Genomic DNA, 18,487 nt, shown 5'->3' with positions numbered 1-18,487 from the left:
CGAGCGTGATTCAGAATCTACTCTCAGATTGTATTGAGTTTATTCATGGCTTTATGGTCTGCAGCAAGCGGTAAGGTAGATTCTTAGTCTCGCTATGGCTCGCTAGAATGACGCAGCTTTTCTTATCGCGTAGGCTGGAAGAGTCGCGCTGCTGATGCGTCTCAAGCGAGATTTCGGATGGTCACTTAGGCTTGTCTGGAATCGCTTTTTTAGATGGTTTTGTAGAGCTCAGAGCCAAACTCGAACTGTTATTCTGAACCGAGAGGAACGAGCGTGATTCAGAATTTACCCTCAGATTGTATTGAGTTTATTCATGGTTCTATGGTCTGCAGCAAGCGGCAAGTAGATTCTTAGTCTCACTTTGGCTCGCTAGAATGACGCAGCTTTTCTTATCGCGTAGGCTGAAAGAGTAGCTCTACTGTTACGTCTAAAGCGAAATTCCGTATGGTCACATAGGTTCTTCTGGAATCGCTTTTTAGATGGTTTTGTAGAGATCAGAGCCAAACTCGAACCGTCATTCTGAACCGCGAGGAACGAGCGTGATTCAGAATCTACTCTCAGATTGTATTGAGTTTATTCATGGCTTTATGGTCTGCAGCAAGCGGTAAGTAGATTCTTAGTCTCGCTATGGCTCGCTAGAATGACGCAGCTTTTCTTATCGCGTAGGCTGGAAGAGTCGCTCTGCTGATGCGTCTAAAACGAAATTCCGGATGGTCACTTAGGCTTGTCTAGAATCGCTTTTTTAGATGGTTTTGTAGAGGTCAGAGCCAAACTCGAACTGTTATTTTGAACCGAGAGGAACGAGCGTGATTCAGAATTTACCCTCAGATTGTATTGAGTTTATTCATGGTTCTATGTTCTGCAGCAAGCGGCAAGTAGATTCTTAGTCTCGCTAGAATGACGCAGCTTTTCTTATCGCGTAGGCTGGAAGAGTCGCGCTGCTGTTACGTTTAGCGAGGTTTCGAATGATTCACTTAGGCTCATTAGAATGACGCTAGTTTTCTTATTGCGTAAGTTGGAATGGTACCTCAGCATCATTCCCGATAGCGATGAAGAAGCGCTGTCGGGAACCTCGCCTTTAATCTCTCGTTTATTGTTACTCCAAATGATGCGTACTACCCACGGTTCCTTCCAAGTCTAAAATCGACTGGCGAACGTGATCTGGAATCGAAGCTTTAACGTTGTTCTTAAAATCAAACATCACACCAGTGGCGGTCGCGATGGTCGCAATTTTACCCCACTTCTTACTCAGCACTTGGTACTCCATCGTGATGCGATCTTCTTGCATGTCGATTACGCGAGAACCGACTAATAGCGTGTCTGGGTAAGTAACAGGCAATTTGTAGCGGCATTGAGTCTCGCTCAGTACAGGTCCAATTTGCGAGGTCTGCAGGTCGACCAGCAGGTTAATTTTGTTGAAGTAATCTAAACGTGCGGTCTCAAAGTAGCGAAAATAGACCACGTTATTAACGTGTTGCAGAGCATCCATTTCACCCCATGCGACTTTTATCTCTGTGATAACGGGAAAGTCCTTTAACAGTGTGTCCATTTTTATTGCTCCTTTTTCATCTGCTTTGCCACAAATTGCGACGCGACTTATCACTTTGAGCATTTATTCTAGATGTAATCATTTAATATGTAATAAAATTGTTTTTAAAATGTGAAATGAAATGGTGGTTTGATTATGTAAACTAGAAACTTTACATAATTGAGTTGAAGGCGTAAGTTTAACTAAGAGTAACCAGATAGGAGGTGTCTCATGATTGAACTCAAAGGTTTCAACCTCGCAAGAGTTGAGAAACGCATCGATTGGACAGGTGAGCTGTTCAGTTTGAGAATATCTGGCGCGCCTCTTTCCTTTAAAGCTGGCCAATTCACCAAGCTTGCTTTGCTTGATGATGAAGGTAAGCCGATCAGCCGCGCTTACTCTGTGGTTAATGCGCCAAGCGAGCAATTCGATTGGTTGGAGTTTCTAATAGTAGCCGACCCTCAAGGACAACTTTCTCCACGGCTCCAAAAGCTTAAATCTGGTGATAGCATTTATGTCGGTGCCACCGCACATGGCGATTTAATCCATGATTCTATTCCTAAACAGGCTCATGACCTGTGGCTGCTATCTACAGGTACGGGGATTGGACCGTTTTTGTCGCTGCTGGATGATATAAACTTACCGCCTCACAATGAGCGCATTGTGCTGGTTCATGCCGTTCGTTTCGAAAAAGATCTGGTTTATAAATACCTAATTGAACAGCTTCAGCAACGATATGAAGGCAGATTAAAGTATATACCGATAGTTAGCAGGGAAGTGGTTGATGGTAAATTACAAGGCCGAATTCCTGAACTCATCGAATCGGGTTTACTGTCCAACGCCGCTGATGCGCCATTCTCAGCTCAGCGTAGCTTTGTCATGATGTGTGGGAATCCACAAATGATCAAAGATACCGTGCCCGTTTTACAAGAGCTAGGCTTGGAAAAGTATCGCCATCAAACTGGGGGAAATATCATTTACGAACGTTACTGGTAGCGTTTTGTTAAATTGATACGGTTATGCTCAAGATGTAATGATTACTTTTGAGATACGATCGCGATTTAGTATGTTCTTAGTTGAATATTATGTTGGCAATACCTAAACTGCGCTCACCATTGCGCGTCTGTACACTCAGTCATTCTCGCTTAACCAATTACATTGAGGTGACTGAAGTCCATGTATGCTTTTATCGCGAGCAAGCAACAGAGAATCATTGCTGGTTTTATCGACCTGCTCTTTGCGATGGTGGTCGTGTTAATCATCGCATTGAGTATTAACTCTTTTCTTAACGACTTTCAGCTCTCTTTAGCAGATAACCTCACGCTTGTTCGTGAAACTCAGGCGTTTTACTTGCTTTCTTTACCAACGGTTTTAATGATCAACTGGAATGCATTGAGTCATGGGCAAACCATTGGTATGCGCATGATTGGTATTAAAGTTGTAATGAAAAATGATAGTAAGGCAACGAAAGTTACAGCAGGGTTAAGGCTTGTTATTAGCTACTTGCTGGAGATGCTCATTCCGGGGATCCCGTTGGTAAATTTGGCATTGTTGTTCTTTCATCCGGAGCGACGATTGTTGCATGACTTGATCGCCAATACTAAAGTTGTCCAAGCTTCCTAATTTTTGATCAAAAAAGCCACGTGAAGTGGCTTTTATAATATCGATAAAGTTAACCAGATTTACTGTTGATTAACATATTTCTTAAAGCGAGCTTTGGTTTCTGCGTCTGCTTTTTGGTACCAGAAGTGCAGCATCTCTTCAGCTGTCGAATCCGCTTTAACCGCAGTTGCTCTCACTTGCTTCATATCCGCAGGAACCTTTGCAGGAAGCGTGACTGGCTGCATGGTTGCTGCGCCAGCAAAAGCCACGGCTGCTGCACCGCCAGCTTGGTTATAATCTTCGATTTCACGTACGTAATCACGACCGATTTGCATACCCGGTTTGAGCAACTTGTCCTGGTCAACCGCGATTGCGTTGCCAGAATCATCAACCAGTTTCCAATCTAAGTCTTTGATCTTCTCTTCCGCATCACGTAGGTTGCGGTATTCTGGCATTTGTAGAGTGAGTTCGGCATTGGTCGCGTCAAATCGTGTAACGATAACATCGCTTTCAACACTTAAACGGTCATTACCTTGGTTGAAGTAAGGGGCGAAACGAAATACGACTTGGTTAAGGCCATCAGGTAACGTCAGTGTTCTTTCAGAGGCGAAAAAACCACCCGAAAGATCTGCTTTTTCACCGTTAGCCGCTAATACTGAAACGTTGTCAGGAACACTCACGGTTACATCTGCGAATGCCATGCCACTCATTGCGAGAGCAAGCGCACAAGTTAAAGGCTTGATCAATTTCATTGTTTTTATCCTAAGCAAATTAGTGGTCATCGAGAGTGCATCGTTCATTGCCCGATTGCAACTCCCAAGTGTAATAAGTATGAAAATTTAACAAGAACGTCATTTTTATCGCATTTATTACGACGAAACTGTGATCCAAATAGAATCAAACCGCTGAAATTCAGCGGTTTGATATTATAAGTTATAGATTAAATTTCTTTCTAACTTATTGATTTATTATATGCCTGCACCATGTCCAGATTCTGATTGGTCATCAGAAGCGTCTTGTTGTTCTGCCATTTCTTCTTGCTGTTGTGCTTTCTCAATGCTCAACCACCAAACAAATAACTCATACCAAATTGCTAGGATAACGGCACCTAAGAACAGACCAACGATGCCGTAGAAAAGCATACCACCGATGGCACCGAGCAGAATCACAGGCATTGGCACGTCGACGCCACGTCCCATCAACATTGGTTTGAACAGGTTTTCAGAAAGAGCCGCAACTACGACCCAAACAGTAAACATGGTTGCTGTTGAGGTGTCTTGGGTCATGTACATGAAGCCAATCACAGGTAGCACAGCGAGCAACGCCGGGAGCTGAGCGATACATAAGATCATTAGAAGCAGTGTGAGTAAACCTGCTGCCGGAACGCCAAATACGAAGAAACCAGCACCGATCAACAGTGCTTGAATCGCCGCTACACCGACTACGCCAAGCAGTACGCTTTTAATTGTCGCTGCGATAAGCGTGGTCCAGCTTTTTGCGTTTTCACCTGCGGTTCGAATCGCGATGGTTCTTAAGCCTGATGCCGCAGATTCAGAGTACGTCATGAAACCTGCTGCAATCGCAAGTGACAAGATTGAAAGCAGTAAACTTCCCAATACGCCCCCCAGTGTACCCAGTAAAGATGTGAGTCCTGCCTTTATTTGTGGCATAAAGGTTTGAATCGCTTGCTCAAGATTAGTAGCGAATAGGGTCCACACTTCGTAGAGCTTATCACCCACGATAGGCCAATCCGCTACGGAAGCTTTTGGCCCTGGTATTTTCACTTGTCCATTTTGTAGTACTTCAAGCGCGTGCGTTGCACCATCCACAATGGAGCCTGATACCATAACAAGTGGCGTGACAAGGAGGGCAATACCAAGTAAAGCAATGGTTGTGGCTGCCAAGCCTCTACGACCACCATATACACGCTGCAATTTTTGGGTAAGCGGCATTAAAGCGACGGCTATAATAGCGCCCCAAATAACCGGAAGGATGAAGGGTTTGATGATGTCGTACGTAAACATCAGCAAGACAAAGATCAAGCCAATGCGTATTGCCGATTCCACCATATTACTGATGAAAAGCTTACTGTCGATTTTTACCGATTGTTTATCCATTTTTGTTTACCTGATGATCAATGTTAGAACTGACGAGACTTGAAACAACAATCGCCATATAAAAAACACCTGTGATGGCCTCTAAATACACCACGACTTGAGCCAGTGGTGTTAGAGGACTAATGTCGCCATAACCGAGCGTGGTTAAGGTAACGAAACTGAAATACGCTGCATTGGAGAAGTTCTGCCCCCAAGAAATCGCTTCCATACCGGTAAAGGCTTCAGGCGAAAACTCAAGCAGAATGAGGTAGGCAATCGCCCACATCAGACCAAGCAGCAAGAAAAGCGCGACCGAGCCAATGACTTTGTTGCTGTTGACATGGCCGGTGAAAAGAATCTGTCTTGCGATGGATTTAAAAGTGCCGAAAAAGAACGCAAAGGTGAGGGCAAGCATCACCACATTCATCTCTCTGATGTCGAAAACGGTCTTGATCACAATCACAAGAACCCAAATACCAAACAGGCTGTAGAGGAAACGAGACCAGGTTTTGTCAAAGCGAAGGCTCGCAAAACAGACGATAAACGTCAGAACCGTGAAAGCCTGAAGTATGTGTTCAATCGTCCCTTCACCTACGACTTGTGCCATCGCACTCCCTAGCAACAAAATCACTAGTGCTAAGGTTAGATAGAAGAAGTTGTTTTCTTCATTAATATTTTTGAGGTTTTTACCAATGACCATGGCTCTTCTCACTTAGTTATTGTTCACTTTCTGCGGATGACTCTTTCATCACCATGATGGACGCAGAAAGCCCGAATCGAAGATCAACATCTTCAGGAAGTTCTTGTAGGGAGATTCGCACCGGAATACGTTGTGCTAAGCGAATCCACTGAAAAACAGGGTTTACGTTTGGAAGAAGGTTGTAGCCGACCGTGCCGTCTTTGGGCGCAATACCCCAACCAATCGAGTCAACCGTCGCATCAATTGGCGTGTCTGGGTGAGACATCAAAGTGACACGCGCTTGGCTGCCAGGTTCGATTTGCGCAAGTTGGTTTTCACGGAAGAAACCAAATACCCAAAAGCTGTTTTTGTCGATCAGTGCGAGCAGTGGTTGGTTTGCGACCGCTTGCGTACCGTTTCTAATATCGAGGTTAGATACAAAACCATCGACGGTCGCATAAACTTTGGTAAAGCTGAGATTAAGGCGTGCTGATTTTAGTTGCTCTTCTGCAGATTTGATTTGCAGTAGCGACTCTTCGTAAGCGATTTCACGACGAATCAGATCCTTGTGAGAAACCGCGCCACGGTCTTTGGCACGAATGTCTTTTAAGCGGTCATATTCGATTTTTTTACCGCGAGAGCTAACAATGGAGCGCTCCAGTGCTACTTCGGCTTGAGATAACGCAACCTGGTAAGTCGCAGGGTCGATTTCAAACAGTAAATCCCCCGTTTTTACTTCTTGGTTGTCTTGCACCGCGACATTTACAATTGGGCCTGATACGCGAGGAGCCACTTTGATGACGTTAGCACGCACTTGCCCATCTCGTGTCCATGGGTTATTAAAGTATTCCTCAAACTTTTGATAGCCGAGCCAAGCTGCGCCACCAAGAATGACAAGATTGAGTGCGATTACTAATAGTTTTTTCATCTTGTTTGGCACCTAAAATTGAATATAAAAGCTGTCGATGGCCACCACATAACCGACCATGATGGCAATAAACGTCAGAGACGGAAAAGCGATGAAGCGAGACAAACGTGTCTTGTTCAATATCATCACCGTTATCCACGTGGCCGTGACGGCGAGAAAGAGCACGAGTAGCGTAGGAGAAAAGTAAACGTCTCCCCAAGAGAGTTCATGAGGCATTACCGATCCTCCGTTTTGTTTTCATCACTGGTCTCAGCCGGAGTTTCGAGTCGCAAAGGCGGCAATACGCGGTTTTCTTCATTTAAATAACCATCCCAGTCAGTTCGTTCTGTCATTTGCTTGGCAATAGATTCACTGATGAAAGGCTTGCCTGTTTGGGTTTGCCAGCCTCCACCGAGGGCTTTGTAGAGCGCGACAACTTGGTTCGCAACATTACCTTTGATCGTTGCGTAGCTGTCTTCTGCGCGGGTCATTTTTTCTACCGAGTTAAGCAGACGTTCGAATGAAATTTGTCCGTTTTCGTACTGTGTCATGGATATGTTGAACGCACGAATGGAAGAGTTGACCGATTGCAAGCGTAAATCTTTTTGCTGCAAATACAGGTCATATGCTTCGATTGCATTGGTGACTTCATTAACGGCTTGCAGTACCTTTTTGTTGTAGTTCGTCAGCGTTTCTTGGAAGCGAGCATCTTCGAAACGAATGTTATTTTTCACGCGTCCGTATTGGAAAATGTTCCAACTGAACGTTGGGCCAACCACCATGGTGAGCGAATCGCTAAAACTGAAACTGCTGCCATCGGGAACCGTACTGTCGATACCGATGGAACCGAACAACGAAAAGCTTGGGTACAGAGCGGTTTCTGCCACGCCAATCTGCGCACTTTGCGCGCGAGCTTGCATCTCAGAGACTTGCAAATCCGGACGTCGCATCACTAAGTTAGCATCCACTTGCGTATCCAAAAGCGGTGGACGTGGCACAATGGAACGCTCGTCGGTGCCCGATAGCGCCGATTTTCTGCCCGTCGATTTGAACTGGGCTTCGTACTCAGCGATTTGCTTGTGCATCCCATCCGACTGTAGCAGTCGATCTACTTCTTCTGGTAACAGACCCAGTAGCAAAGCCAACACAGTACGTGATTGCTTCATTGCCACTTCGAGGCTCGGTAACGCTGCTTTGGTGGTGTAGAGTTGGTTTTTAGCTTGTTGAACGTCCAATTCTGTAACGTTGCCAGAGTCGAACTGCACCTGAGTAATACGTACGACACGCTCTTGAATCTCGATATTGCGGCGAGACAGCAAAATACGTTCTTGGAATGTGCGATAGTTGATGTAATTGCGCGCCACTTCGGCGGTTATGGTGACCATGATGTCGTGATACGATGCGATGGATGCGTAGTAACCCGCTTCTGCCGACTCAATACCGCGAGCATACTTGCCCCAAACATCCATTTCCCAAGCAGCATCAAACGACAAAGTGGCGTTATTCACGCCCTGATCATTTACGTAGGCACGCGCTAGGTTTCCTGACACGGTTTGAACTTGTGGGTATTGCAAGCCAGTCGAAATACCAAGCAATGAACGTGCTTGGACAATTCGTAGCCCTGCGGCTTCTAAATCGAGGTTTTGTTTGCTCGCCAACTCAACCAGCTGATTAAGAGTTGAGTCATTAAATTGCTGCCACCATTGTTGTAGCTGTTGCTCTGATTGCTGCGTATCTTTGGCTGCTTTTTGCACCGACCAGTCACTTGGCAGTGGCGCCTGCTTTGGATGAACATAATCTGGTCCTACCGTGGTACACGCACTGAGTCCGAGCAAAGAAAGTATGGCGAGGCTTGGTTTGGTTAGTTTTGGAAGCATCATATCCCCACCTTTAAAAACGCTTCTGTTGTAAGTTCACCCAATCGATATCCTCGTAGGTTTGCTTGCAATGCTTGATTGCTTCGAACACGTTCCGTTTTAAATTCAGCAAGATATAAAAACCGGCTATCTCTGAATAAGCGTAGTCAGATAAATCCAACTCACTAAAAAAATCTTCCAGTTTATCTTCGAATGTTTGGTAATCCTGACTGTATTGGTCGAATACGGAGTCGAGTTCTTGTGTTGCTTGATGGCTGGCTAAAGCGCCTGCCATCAAAGGAATGATGGAATCGCGGTGTTGTTGACGAAGCTGAGTAATCAGCGGATTGGCCATCAACTTTTTCTCGGCGGCCATTAAGATGTTGATGTGATTACTGAGTACATCACACGCTTTGCTAAACGCGCCAATCGCTTCTGGCGTGGTTTTATCAAAGTGTTTGTGGTTGATTTTCGAACCCCAGACTTTGAGCTTTTTCGATGAGACATTGAGCGTCACCAAGTGCAAGGCCCGTTTGAGCGGCGTAATAACCGAGCTGGACTGCTGTTGATAGGTAGTGAACAGCTCTCGGGTATGTCGGAAGTAGCGTTCTTTTATGGTCAAAAAGAGGTGTTCTGGTCGTGAGCTAAACGGGAAGTAGTGCGCGAAAATAATCATGAACACCACCATGTAGAACAACAGTATGATCGTCATGAGGATCCCGAAGTGATAGAACATGTTGTTATCTAAACCGAGAACAAACAAGCCCACCATGTAGAAAATCGTCACTGGCCCGTTAAACAGATAAAAACCGATAAAGGTGTAGATCAAGATGAACAGGCCAAGTTCTAACCCGAGATCCAATTGCGGAAGAATGAAGACGTAAGAAGGCACCGCGAACAAGAAGCCGAAAGTGAACAGCACAAGCAACAAAATTGGGTGCACAGGCACGAACGACAGCAAAGACATAAACATGGTCGAGAAGACCACGAATGAATAGCCGCCTGGTGGATTGAAATAAATCCAAATCAGTCCAGCAACCCAATAAGTGACAAAGGTTTTGACCGCGGTTTTAAAGTTTTCTGCGTCCCACCATAGAAACTTGCCTTTCGGTTTCGGCAGTGGCACGTCAAAGGAGACATTGTTCGTCACAGAGTCAATACAGCTAATGCTCTCCGCTAAACGCGACAAGTTTTGATGCATCAGTTCCAATAGGTGACCAAGCGTAAGCGCAGAGCCTTTCTCTAGGTGAGTTGCGTCTTCTAGCAACGCTTGGTTGTATTTGACTTTGAATTCCTGAACACGAAAAGCGGGCTCTTTTTCGTCCCAGACTTGTTGGCAGGTATCAAATAGCGCGTCAATTTCCGCAACGGCTTGATCAAAGTTGCTGATGCTTTCACGGTCTTGCTGGTGGCTAAAGTGGCTGTGCGCCGCAACGGTCAATTGTTGCGTTACCTGCTTGTTCAAATGAACCGCCAAGCGCCACTCTTTCATGTAGGCCGACACTTCACTGCATTCCACACTGACCGTAGCAAAGCGCTGTTCGAGCGCATTTTGGGCGGCAAACATCTGTTCGATAAGAGAATCCACGCTAGGTTGTGGCTCTCCTGCTTCTGGATTTTCTTTTCCCTCTTCTTGAGTAGAGACTTGCCCTGCCGATTTTTGCTCGAAATTTTGCAAGATAGCGGTGAACAGCGCGCGTTGTGCTTGGTTGAGTTGTTCGATGAGCTGTCTTAGGTTTTGTTCTGTTTTGGTCGGGAATAAGAAAGTCCCCACGAGTGTGTAAACCACCACCCCAAACACCGTCATGTAGGCGCGGTCAACGCCATAAAGAAACGCACCTTCTGCGTCACCGCCATTGGACATCATCAACGTCATCACACCGGTCAGCATGAGTAGCGTTGGATCTTTTTGATAGGCATTACGGAAGTAAAAAATGAATGAGACCACAACCGACACGCTCAGCATGTACAACAAGCGGTCTTGAGCAAACAATCCCACCAGTAACAAGCCAACGACGGCGCCAACCAACGTACCAAACACGCGTAAGGTACCTTTGGCGAGTGATTCACGACGACTGCCTGTGGATGCAATCAGCATCACTGTGGTTGCGGCCGTCGATGCTTGCGGCCAACCCATGGCAAACGGGATCAGATAAGCCAGAGTCAGGCTAAGCGATACTTTAATAGCGAATTTTATTTTGTCGTTCATAGTGTCAAAGTTTGCTCAGGCTTATCGTTATAAGTTGATGAATTTCTTATATGAATAATCAGAATCTTGTTCTGAATAAATTCGGGGGGCGGAATATAGCGGGTGAAAAAGTGTGCTTTGTAAACCCTTTGTCAAAACAAAAAGTGCGTATTTGGCTTGATCTCGTGCTAGCCCTTGGCGTTATTGGCGAAACGCCTAAAACGAGCAAATTCGCGATCTGTGACGATTCTCATTTTTGAAACAAAATCGTTGCATTGTGTGAGCCAATTCTCACCTTATATTCTTCGCCTGGTACCAAAGCAGACCACTTGTACCATCTGCAATGAGCTTTACTGCTTTAAAAAGCATAGATGATGAATGGGTATTTGAGAGGGAAAGTTATTACTTTTTATCGGCTTGCTGATTGTTCGTTTGTTTTTTTGGATCGAGATAAAAAAACCAAAGCGATCCCACCAAGAATGATGCCGCTGGTGAAAAGAATATGCAGTGAAAGAGGCTCGTGGAGTACGATGCTGCCGAGTAGCAAAGCAATGGCTGGCACGGAAAGTTGGCTGACGGCGGCTTGAAGTAGAGAGAGCTTACGCACGACTTGGTACCAAAGTGTATAACCAAGGCCAGAGGCCATGGCACCAGATGCGATAGCGAGCAACACTCCGCTCCAAGAAAGGTGGATTGAGGACAAGATTAATGGCGAAAGGAGCACGCCAATTATTGATGCAGCGATGAATCCCCACGTGATGCCACTACTTGGAGAAGGCGCTTGTTTACCGAGCGCAGTAAACGCAGCCCAACAAACGCCAGAAATCAACATAAGAAGTGCAGAGCTAATATCGGGGCGAGTGGCAGATGGCAACATCAACCAAACAAATCCAACAATTGAAAGGCCGATACCGATGATTTCGAGAAACTGAAAGCGCTCACCTTGCCACCAATAGATTGCCAGTAACGTAAGTTGCACGGCACCAAACAAAAGCAAAGCACCTGTTCCTGTCGCCAGTTGTAAGTACGCGAAAGAGAAAAGGGCAGCGTAACCAAATAACGCCACGCCAGCAAAAAAGCGAAAGCGAGAAGTTGGCCGATCGGTTTTCCACTGACCTCTCACGACAAGCATTGCGATTAAGATAACAGCGCCGGATATCAATCGAACGAGCGTGAAGCTTCCTGCATCAATTAACCCTTCTGCCAAGGCAATTCGACACAATAATGAATTGGCAGCGAACGCCAGCATTGCAATAGCAGTGAGTAAGAAGGTCGACATCCTTGATCCTTAGCGTGTAAATGAACAGCTAGTGTAGATCCAAAAGAACATTTTTATTAGTTGATAAAGTGATTAGTTATAGCTATCAGAGCAAGAAAGTCATTAAAAATAACCAGAGAAAACCTGACCTTAGCCTGAGTCTTACTGTGGTTGGGAAGGTTGTTTGTACAATGACTTAATGGTGTTTTTCAACCATAGCATTTGGGATTGTACGCATTGCGTTTATGCCAAATCATGGTAAATGGAATCAGTAACTTGTCTTGTTGAGCTTGGTCTAATGGAATTGGCAAGCACACCAAATCGAGATGCAGCTTTTCTGTGTAACTTTTGCAATAGTGCGGCGCGGTGGTGATCATGTCATGCGTCGGCTGCGCTGCCATAAAAAGGGATTGCTCAAAGTTGGACATCGTCAGCCCGATAGAGCGCTGTAGCCCTAGTTCCGTTAATACTTCATCCAACGCCCAAGTTTCACTTTTTTCCCAAACAATATTGATGTGTTGGTAGCTCAGAAAGGTCTCGAGATTCCACTCTTGCTGTAATGCCGGATGATCTTTATGCAAATACACCATCGGCAGGTCATAAAATAGAATCTCAAAATCCAAGAAATACGGCAGAAGATCCAACGACTCTTTCGATCTCGGGTGACTCTCTCGGCCGGTAAAACCGATATCCGCCTCGCCTCGAATGATGGCGTCGAGTGAATCGTAATCCCAGTTACTGGTTTTTACTTTCGCTTCAGGGTATCGCTGGTGGATAGCGACGATGAGTCTGTCCAGCACTGTGAGCACTAATGGCGACTCAATCGTGATATCAAAACGCACTCCTTTAGGCGTAATATCGCTGCGTTTTTCTGCAATTTGGCTGCCAATTTGCAGCCATTCTGCGAGATCTTGCTCCATGCTTTGTGCCAAAGGCGTTGGCGCAAGACCTTTAGGTGTTTTGACAAACAAAGGATCATCGAACCAATGACGAAGTTTGTTGAGCGACTTACTTACGGTAGAGGGCGTAACGTTCAGCTTTTTCGAGGCTTTCGAGACGCTTTGCTCTTGCAGCAATAATTGCAGAGTGAACAGTAAGTTTAAATCAAGTCGCGCTAGGGATTTCTTCATAATGGGTATCGTGAACAGGCTTTGGAATCAATAGTATTAGAGCAAGGCTGATTACGCTACCTAACACTAAGATAAACACCAACATATTCAGTGCACTAACGCCGATGAAACCCATAAACCAAATATAGAACGCGGAACTACAAACTTGAGCAATGCCCAGTAGTGAGCTCGCCACGCCAGCTTGTTGAGAGAATGGGCTGAGCGCTTGGCTCATGGCCACGCCAAAGCCACAAGCGAAGCCAGCGCAAATCAGCCCAAGTCCGAACACATAGTAATGAGATTGTCCATCATGGAAATAGGCAGCACTGAGCACGATGCCTGCACAAGCGAGCAATACTTGAGAGGTCATCAATAAGGTTCGCTGCTTAAAAATTCCCAATGCCAATGGTGCCGAGAACGAAATCAACATACTGATCGTCGCAGTACCAGCCATGATGGAAGAATAGCCACCGCGATCAAAACCAAGCATGCTCATCACGACAATTGGTGAAGCGTTAACAAAGGTCAGAATGGTGGTCACTCCAAGTGCAGTAATGATCAGCCTACTGATAAAAAATCGCTCGAAGAAAGTCTCTTGATGGCTCTCTGGCGCTGTCTGTTCTTCACCTTGTTGGCTGGGTAGTGATTCCTTGAGAACAAAAATGGCCAATACACTGACGAGAATGCCCATTCCTGCCATTGTGGTAAACAAACTCGGCCAAGGAAATTTCAGCATAATCAAGTGACCAATCACGGGTGCGATCACTGGAATGATACAGGTGATGCCATTGAGCATCGACAATACTTTCGCGCGGCGTTCATCGTCTAACGTGTCGCGTAAAATCGCGAATGCGACGACATAGCAAGATCCAGCCCCGATGCCTTGGCAAAAGCGAGCAATCAAGAAAGTGTTTGGTTGCTCAGCCATCCCGCCGAGAAAAGACGCGAGCACGAAGATCATCGCGCCGACGACGGCAACAGGCTTTCGTCCCACAGAGTCTGCAATTTTCCCCGCGAATAACATGGTGGTAGCCATGCCAGCTAAATAGATCGAAAACGCAATATGCAACTGAGATTCACTGGCGTTGAGATCTGACGCAATTTGAGGCAAACCAACAAGATACAAATCAATGGCAGTAGGGTAGAGTAAAACAAGTGCAAAACTACAAAGTAAAAAACGGGACATGGAAACCTCTCTATCGAATGGCGAGGATAATAGAGTGCTAAACGTTTGCCTGCGAGTGGGAAATACGACACTAGGTATTTCTATTTACGACATACCCTGTATGAATTGAGCATAAAAACAACAAGGAAGATTATGATTACTATTGAAAAGTATTCGCCTGAGCGACATGAACAAACTTGCGAACTTAGCGTGCTAGAAGAGCAATCGCAGTTTACGGTCGCGGATGTGGGTGAAATGCTTACGCGTCTTGAACCTACAGAACTTCCGCATCTGATTTTGACAGACGATGATGTGGTTGGCTTTTTTCTATTTGATGCAGCTTACAGTGAGAAATACGATTTTTGCCCGGAAAACAGTTTAGGCGTGCGGGCTTTGCTGGTGGATCTCCGTCATCAAGGCAAAGGCATCGCCAAGCAAGCCATTCAACAGTTTGCCGATTTCGCCAAACGCCATTATCCCGAGTTTGATGCGCTTTATCTCACTGTGAATTGCCGCAACATACCTGCTTATCAGTGCTATTTAAAATCAGGGTTTGAAGATACCAATGAGCTTTACCACGGCGGCCCAGTTGGACCGCAGCACATTATGAGACAGCCGCTTTAGCTATGAAAAACCAAGGATGGATATATGAGAATTGAAATCGACAATTTAGAACGGCCGCAAGTGATAGCGCTGTTGGAAGGACATTTACAGGACATGTACGCCACGTCACCGCCAGAGAGCGTACATGCGTTAGACCTGGATAAACTAAAACTACCAGCCGTAACGTTCTGGACTGGATGGAAAGATGAGCAGCTGTTGGGGTGTGCTGCGATTAAAGAGTTGGATGGCCAACACGCGGAGCTGAAATCCATGCGCACCACGCCAGCGGCAAGAAACCAAGGAGTGGCATCTCAATTATTGATTCATGTGATTGAGCAAGCGAAGCAAAAAGGCTTGCAGCGCTTGAGTTTAGAAACGGGCTCGATGGAATTTTTTAAACCTGCGCGCCTGTTGTATGAAAAGCATGGCTTTGTGTACTGCGAGCCGTTTGGGGATTACGAACTCGATCCGAACAGTCAATTCATGACCCTAGAACTGAGCTAGGGCCATGAATTTTTAGAAGCTAAATCCAATCGATTTAGAAATTCAGATTCAAGTTGATGGTTGGCGACAACAGGTCTGAACGCTCGTCAGCCAATCGCTTTCTCTTCTCTTTCAGACGTTTGGCATTGTCTTTGTCTGGGTTGCCATCAAGTTGATTATCGATGACGGAGATTTCAGTATCGATTTCTTGGATGCGTTGCTGGCGTTGATATTCTTGATGACCTAACTGGTAGTTTTCAATGAACTCTTTGCTGCTGCACACGCCGTAATATTCTTTGCCTTCGATACCGACAGTGTAACCATTGTCTGGTGAGCAATATAGGATAGTGCCTTTATCAAAGCCTTCTTTCCATTTCGCTCGGTCTGGTGTCACACCCGCTTCACCACAGTCTTCGGTATAGCTATTGATAACGTTTGGATCGTTGCCGTCTCGGCCATCTTGATAACCTACCTTGTACCAGTTCGCCGTCTTGCACTCATCCGGAGACATGCTGGCGCAACCAGAGAGCAAAGTGAGTAAAGCTAGGGGGATTAGCGCTCTTTTCATCAGTTACTGTCCTTTAAACAAAATCGAATTGATAACTCGAGTGTAAAATGAACACTGTTCATATCAATGGTTGAAATCATTGTATTCACAATTGTAGTGACTCATCAGTGTGAGTGATAAGTCCACCACGCTGAATGAGAGGGTGTTTGATTAATATTATTCACGGATTTTGCCTTTGTGGTATCAATCCGATAGCCTTTGCGCCAAAGTAAGTGAACAAGATGTGCATCTAAACAAGTATCGTCAGTGAGGTTAGAACATTGAGCGACCAATCAACCGTCGTCATTATTGAGGATGAATCTGCCATCGCAGAGAACCTGATTCATGTATTAGAGATGGATGGCTACCACGCAGAGTGGTTTGTAACGGCAGGAGAGGGCTTGGCCTTTTTGCAGCATAACTCTGCAGCGTTACTTGTGTTAGACGTAGGCTTACCGGATGGCAATGGTTTTGAATTATGTAAAACCATCCGTGAGTTTTCTGATATTCCCATTATCTTTCTCACCGCAAGAAGCGATGAAATTGACCGCGTAGTCGGCTTGGAGATTGGCGCGGATGATTACGTGACTAAGCCATTCAGCCCGCGTGAAATGTTGGCTCGCATTAAACTTCGAATCAAAGCTAAAGCGCCACTGATGGAGCACAAACCAGAGCCTGTAGCTGTTCCAGAACAACCTCATTTGAACCATGATTTAGTCGCGCAAAACTTCGATTATGGTGTTGGCGGGCAAATGCTTGGGTTAACTGCGGTGGAGTTCAAGATCCTCGATAAACTGATTTCTGTCTCTTCCAATGTATTGAGCCGAGAGCAGCTCATGGTCGCGGCAGACATGGCGCCAGAGGCCGCATACGAGCGCAATATCGATACTCATATCAAAGCTATTCGCCATAAGTTGAAGCCGTTTGGGATGTCTGAACGCATCTGTACCAAGCGTGGCTTTGGTTACTTCTACTGCATTAAAGGTGAATGATGAATCGCTGGCCGAAGATCCCTCTTGGACTCAGACTGTTTTTTCTCTACTTCATCTTAGTCGGGATGACGGCTTACATGGTGAGCAAAACTGTCGTCCAAGAACTTAAGCCAACCGTGCGTCAAACCACTGAAGAGACGCTGGTGGATATGGCGAACTTGCTCGCGGTATTGGCAGAAGAGGACGTTGCAAACGGAAAGTTGTCTGAGAGTCGCTTCTCCAAACTGCTAGCGGCTTATGGGCAGCGAGAACCTCAAGCGCGCATTTGGGAAATTGGCAAAAAAGCGATTAACCATCGAATTTACATCACCGACAAACAAGGCATTGTGATTGCGGATTCTTGGCAGCAAGATGTTGGCAAAGACTATTCGCAATGGAACGATGTGTATCTCACGTTGCGTGGTCAATACGGTGCGCGCAGTACCATCGAAGACCCGAAAGATCCGCTCTCAACCGTTATGCACGTTGCTGCGCCCATTTATCATAAAGGTGAAATTATTGGCAGCGTGACGGTGGCAAAATCCAATCGCTCAGTACAACCCTTCATCGATCTTTCTAAACGCAATGTGCTGTTTTGGATGGTGTGGATGGGTGGTTTAGTGCTATTGGCAGGGGCATTGTTTGCTTGGCGAATTCACTCGGCACTGAACAAGCTAGAAGACTACGCGACCAAAATGGGTGAGGGTGAAAAGGTCTCTAAGCCGACATTTCGTATCTTTTATGAGTACGGCACGCTAAGCGACGCATTAGAGAAAATGCGCAATCAGCTCGATGGTAAACAATATGTGGAAGAGTACGTACAGACGCTGACTCATGAGCTGAAAAGCCCGTTATCAGCGATTAAAGGCGCGAGTGAAATATTGCAAATGCCGTTGCCTGCAGAAAAGGTCACGCGCTTTGCTGGCAACATTGAGCGAGAAAGCGACCGCATGCAGTCATTGATTGATAAGTTGCTCGAACTTGCTCGTCTTGAAAAGCGCCCTGAGCTAGAACAAGTCGAAGCTATCTCGCTAAAACAAATGGTCAATGAAGTGGTTGAATCGGCGGATGCGCGCTTGAGTGCAAAGTCGGTGATTGCCAACATCCAAATTGATGACCATCTCGCCGTGCTTGGTGATGCCTTCTTACTGAAACAAGCCGTTTTTAACTTGATGGACAATGCGCTGGATTTTGTTGATTCGGAGGGATGCATTGAATGGAAAGCTGAGGTCGCGAAAGAGAAAATGTGCCTGTCGATTTTCAATTCAGGTCCTCACATTCCCGACTACGCGATGTCGCGTTTGACGGAACGCTTCTACTCCCTCGCTCGGGAAAATGGTGTTAAGAGCACTGGGCTCGGGCTGAATTTTGTTGAGCAAGTGATCAAGCTGCACAAAGGTCAGTTGCAAGTCGAAAACGTCGATGCTGGCGTGAAAGTGACCCTGATTTTACCAACTCCATAGAAACTCCACATTAGCTCCATTCGTTCTCCAAA

At 45.8% G+C, this 18,487-nt stretch carries 17 protein-coding genes and 1 pseudogene; 6 read left to right on the top strand and 12 right to left on the bottom strand.

What is annotated here, in order from left to right; all coding sequences use genetic code 11:
* Positions 1-1,096 precede the first annotated feature (1,096 nt).
* Complete coding sequence (locus R7040_RS06755) at positions 1,097-1,549, bottom strand: acyl-CoA thioesterase (protein ID WP_171345528.1); 453 nt, start codon at positions 1,547-1,549, stop codon at positions 1,097-1,099.
* 210 nt (positions 1,550-1,759) lie between these two features.
* Here R7040_RS06755 and R7040_RS06750 point away from each other — a divergent pair, with 210 nt between their 5' ends.
* Complete coding sequence (locus R7040_RS06750) at positions 1,760-2,524, top strand: ferredoxin--NADP reductase (protein ID WP_005374935.1); 765 nt, start codon at positions 1,760-1,762, stop codon at positions 2,522-2,524.
* Between the two features lie 180 nt (positions 2,525-2,704).
* Positions 2,705-3,151, top strand: coding sequence for an RDD family protein (locus R7040_RS06745; RefSeq protein ID WP_005374936.1), 447 nt, complete (start codon positions 2,705-2,707; stop codon positions 3,149-3,151).
* 59 nt (positions 3,152-3,210) lie between these two features.
* Here R7040_RS06745 and R7040_RS06740 read toward each other — a convergent pair whose 3' ends face one another.
* The 10 genes and pseudogenes from R7040_RS06740 to R7040_RS06695 form a co-directional block, all read right to left on the bottom strand.
* A complete protein-coding gene (locus tag R7040_RS06740) occupies positions 3,211-3,882 on the bottom strand; it encodes a DUF2057 domain-containing protein (RefSeq protein ID WP_017634411.1) in 672 nt (223 codons plus the stop codon).
* Positions 3,883-4,098: 216 nt separating this feature from the next.
* On the bottom strand, positions 4,099-5,247 hold the full coding sequence (locus R7040_RS06735; protein WP_054730104.1) for an AI-2E family transporter: 1,149 nt from the start codon (positions 5,245-5,247) through the stop codon (positions 4,099-4,101).
* Positions 5,240-5,926 carry a potassium channel family protein gene (locus R7040_RS06730; protein ID WP_005374942.1) on the bottom strand — a complete coding sequence of 229 codons (687 nt, stop codon included), beginning with the start codon at positions 5,924-5,926 and terminating at the stop codon, positions 5,240-5,242. The genes R7040_RS06735 and R7040_RS06730 overlap by 8 nt, the downstream gene beginning before the upstream one ends.
* A gap of 16 nt (positions 5,927-5,942) precedes the next feature.
* Entirely contained in the window at positions 5,943-6,833 is an 891-nt protein-coding gene (locus tag R7040_RS06725; RefSeq protein WP_005374944.1) for an HlyD family secretion protein, read from the bottom strand.
* 12 nt (positions 6,834-6,845) lie between these two features.
* Positions 6,846-7,049: a DUF1656 domain-containing protein gene (locus tag R7040_RS06720; RefSeq protein WP_005374946.1), complete on the bottom strand. Its 204-nt coding sequence runs from the start codon at positions 7,047-7,049 to the stop codon at positions 6,846-6,848.
* The gene (locus R7040_RS06715; protein WP_053307950.1) at positions 7,049-8,692 is read right to left on the bottom strand and encodes a TolC family protein; all 1,644 of its coding nucleotides are present in this window, start codon (positions 8,690-8,692) and stop codon (positions 7,049-7,051) included. Before R7040_RS06715 ends, R7040_RS06720 begins: the two co-directional genes overlap by 1 nt.
* Positions 8,693-8,702: 10 nt before the next feature.
* Positions 8,703-10,877, bottom strand: a complete 2,175-nt coding sequence (locus R7040_RS06710; protein ID WP_318081152.1) for an FUSC family protein — start codon at positions 10,875-10,877, stop codon at positions 8,703-8,705.
* 388 nt (positions 10,878-11,265) lie between these two features.
* Positions 11,266-12,135 (bottom strand): DMT family transporter, encoded by an 870-nt coding sequence (locus R7040_RS06705; protein ID WP_213870685.1) that lies wholly within the window; start codon positions 12,133-12,135, stop codon positions 11,266-11,268.
* A 141-nt stretch (positions 12,136-12,276) separates the two neighbouring features.
* Positions 12,277-13,244 (bottom strand): annotated as a pseudogene (gene yidZ / locus R7040_RS06700) (HTH-type transcriptional regulator YidZ).
* Positions 13,219-14,409 (bottom strand): MFS transporter, encoded by a 1,191-nt coding sequence (locus R7040_RS06695; RefSeq protein WP_064354948.1) that lies wholly within the window; start codon positions 14,407-14,409, stop codon positions 13,219-13,221. The pseudogene yidZ and the gene R7040_RS06695 overlap by 26 nt, the downstream one beginning before the upstream one ends.
* 132 nt (positions 14,410-14,541) lie before the next feature.
* Here R7040_RS06695 and R7040_RS06690 point away from each other — a divergent pair, with 132 nt between their 5' ends.
* Both R7040_RS06690 and R7040_RS06685 read left to right on the top strand, forming a co-directional pair.
* Positions 14,542-15,012 carry a GNAT family N-acetyltransferase gene (locus R7040_RS06690; protein WP_065275497.1) on the top strand — a complete coding sequence of 157 codons (471 nt, stop codon included), beginning with the start codon at positions 14,542-14,544 and terminating at the stop codon, positions 15,010-15,012.
* A gap of 24 nt (positions 15,013-15,036) precedes the next feature.
* The gene (locus tag R7040_RS06685; protein ID WP_318081151.1) at positions 15,037-15,495 is read left to right on the top strand and encodes a GNAT family N-acetyltransferase; all 459 of its coding nucleotides are present in this window, start codon (positions 15,037-15,039) and stop codon (positions 15,493-15,495) included.
* 34 nt (positions 15,496-15,529) lie between these two features.
* On the opposite strand, the gene R7040_RS06680 is transcribed toward R7040_RS06685, so the two are convergent.
* Positions 15,530-16,042: a DUF2799 domain-containing protein gene (locus R7040_RS06680; protein WP_064354945.1), complete on the bottom strand. Its 513-nt coding sequence runs from the start codon at positions 16,040-16,042 to the stop codon at positions 15,530-15,532.
* A gap of 260 nt (positions 16,043-16,302) precedes the next feature.
* Between R7040_RS06680 and R7040_RS06675 the strand changes: the two genes are divergently transcribed.
* Together R7040_RS06675 and creC are read left to right on the top strand one after the other, a co-directional pair.
* Complete coding sequence (locus R7040_RS06675) at positions 16,303-17,013, top strand: response regulator (RefSeq protein WP_318081150.1); 711 nt, start codon at positions 16,303-16,305, stop codon at positions 17,011-17,013.
* Positions 17,013-18,455, top strand: coding sequence for a two-component system sensor histidine kinase CreC (gene creC / locus R7040_RS06670; RefSeq protein ID WP_318095550.1), 1,443 nt, complete (start codon positions 17,013-17,015; stop codon positions 18,453-18,455). Before R7040_RS06675 ends, creC begins: the two co-directional genes overlap by 1 nt.
* Positions 18,456-18,487: the final 32 nt, after the last annotated feature.

The organism is Vibrio sp. 1069 (assembly GCF_033340555.1).
Note: the sequence above shows the minus strand (reverse complement) of the source record. Positions and strands in the feature narration are given on the sequence as shown.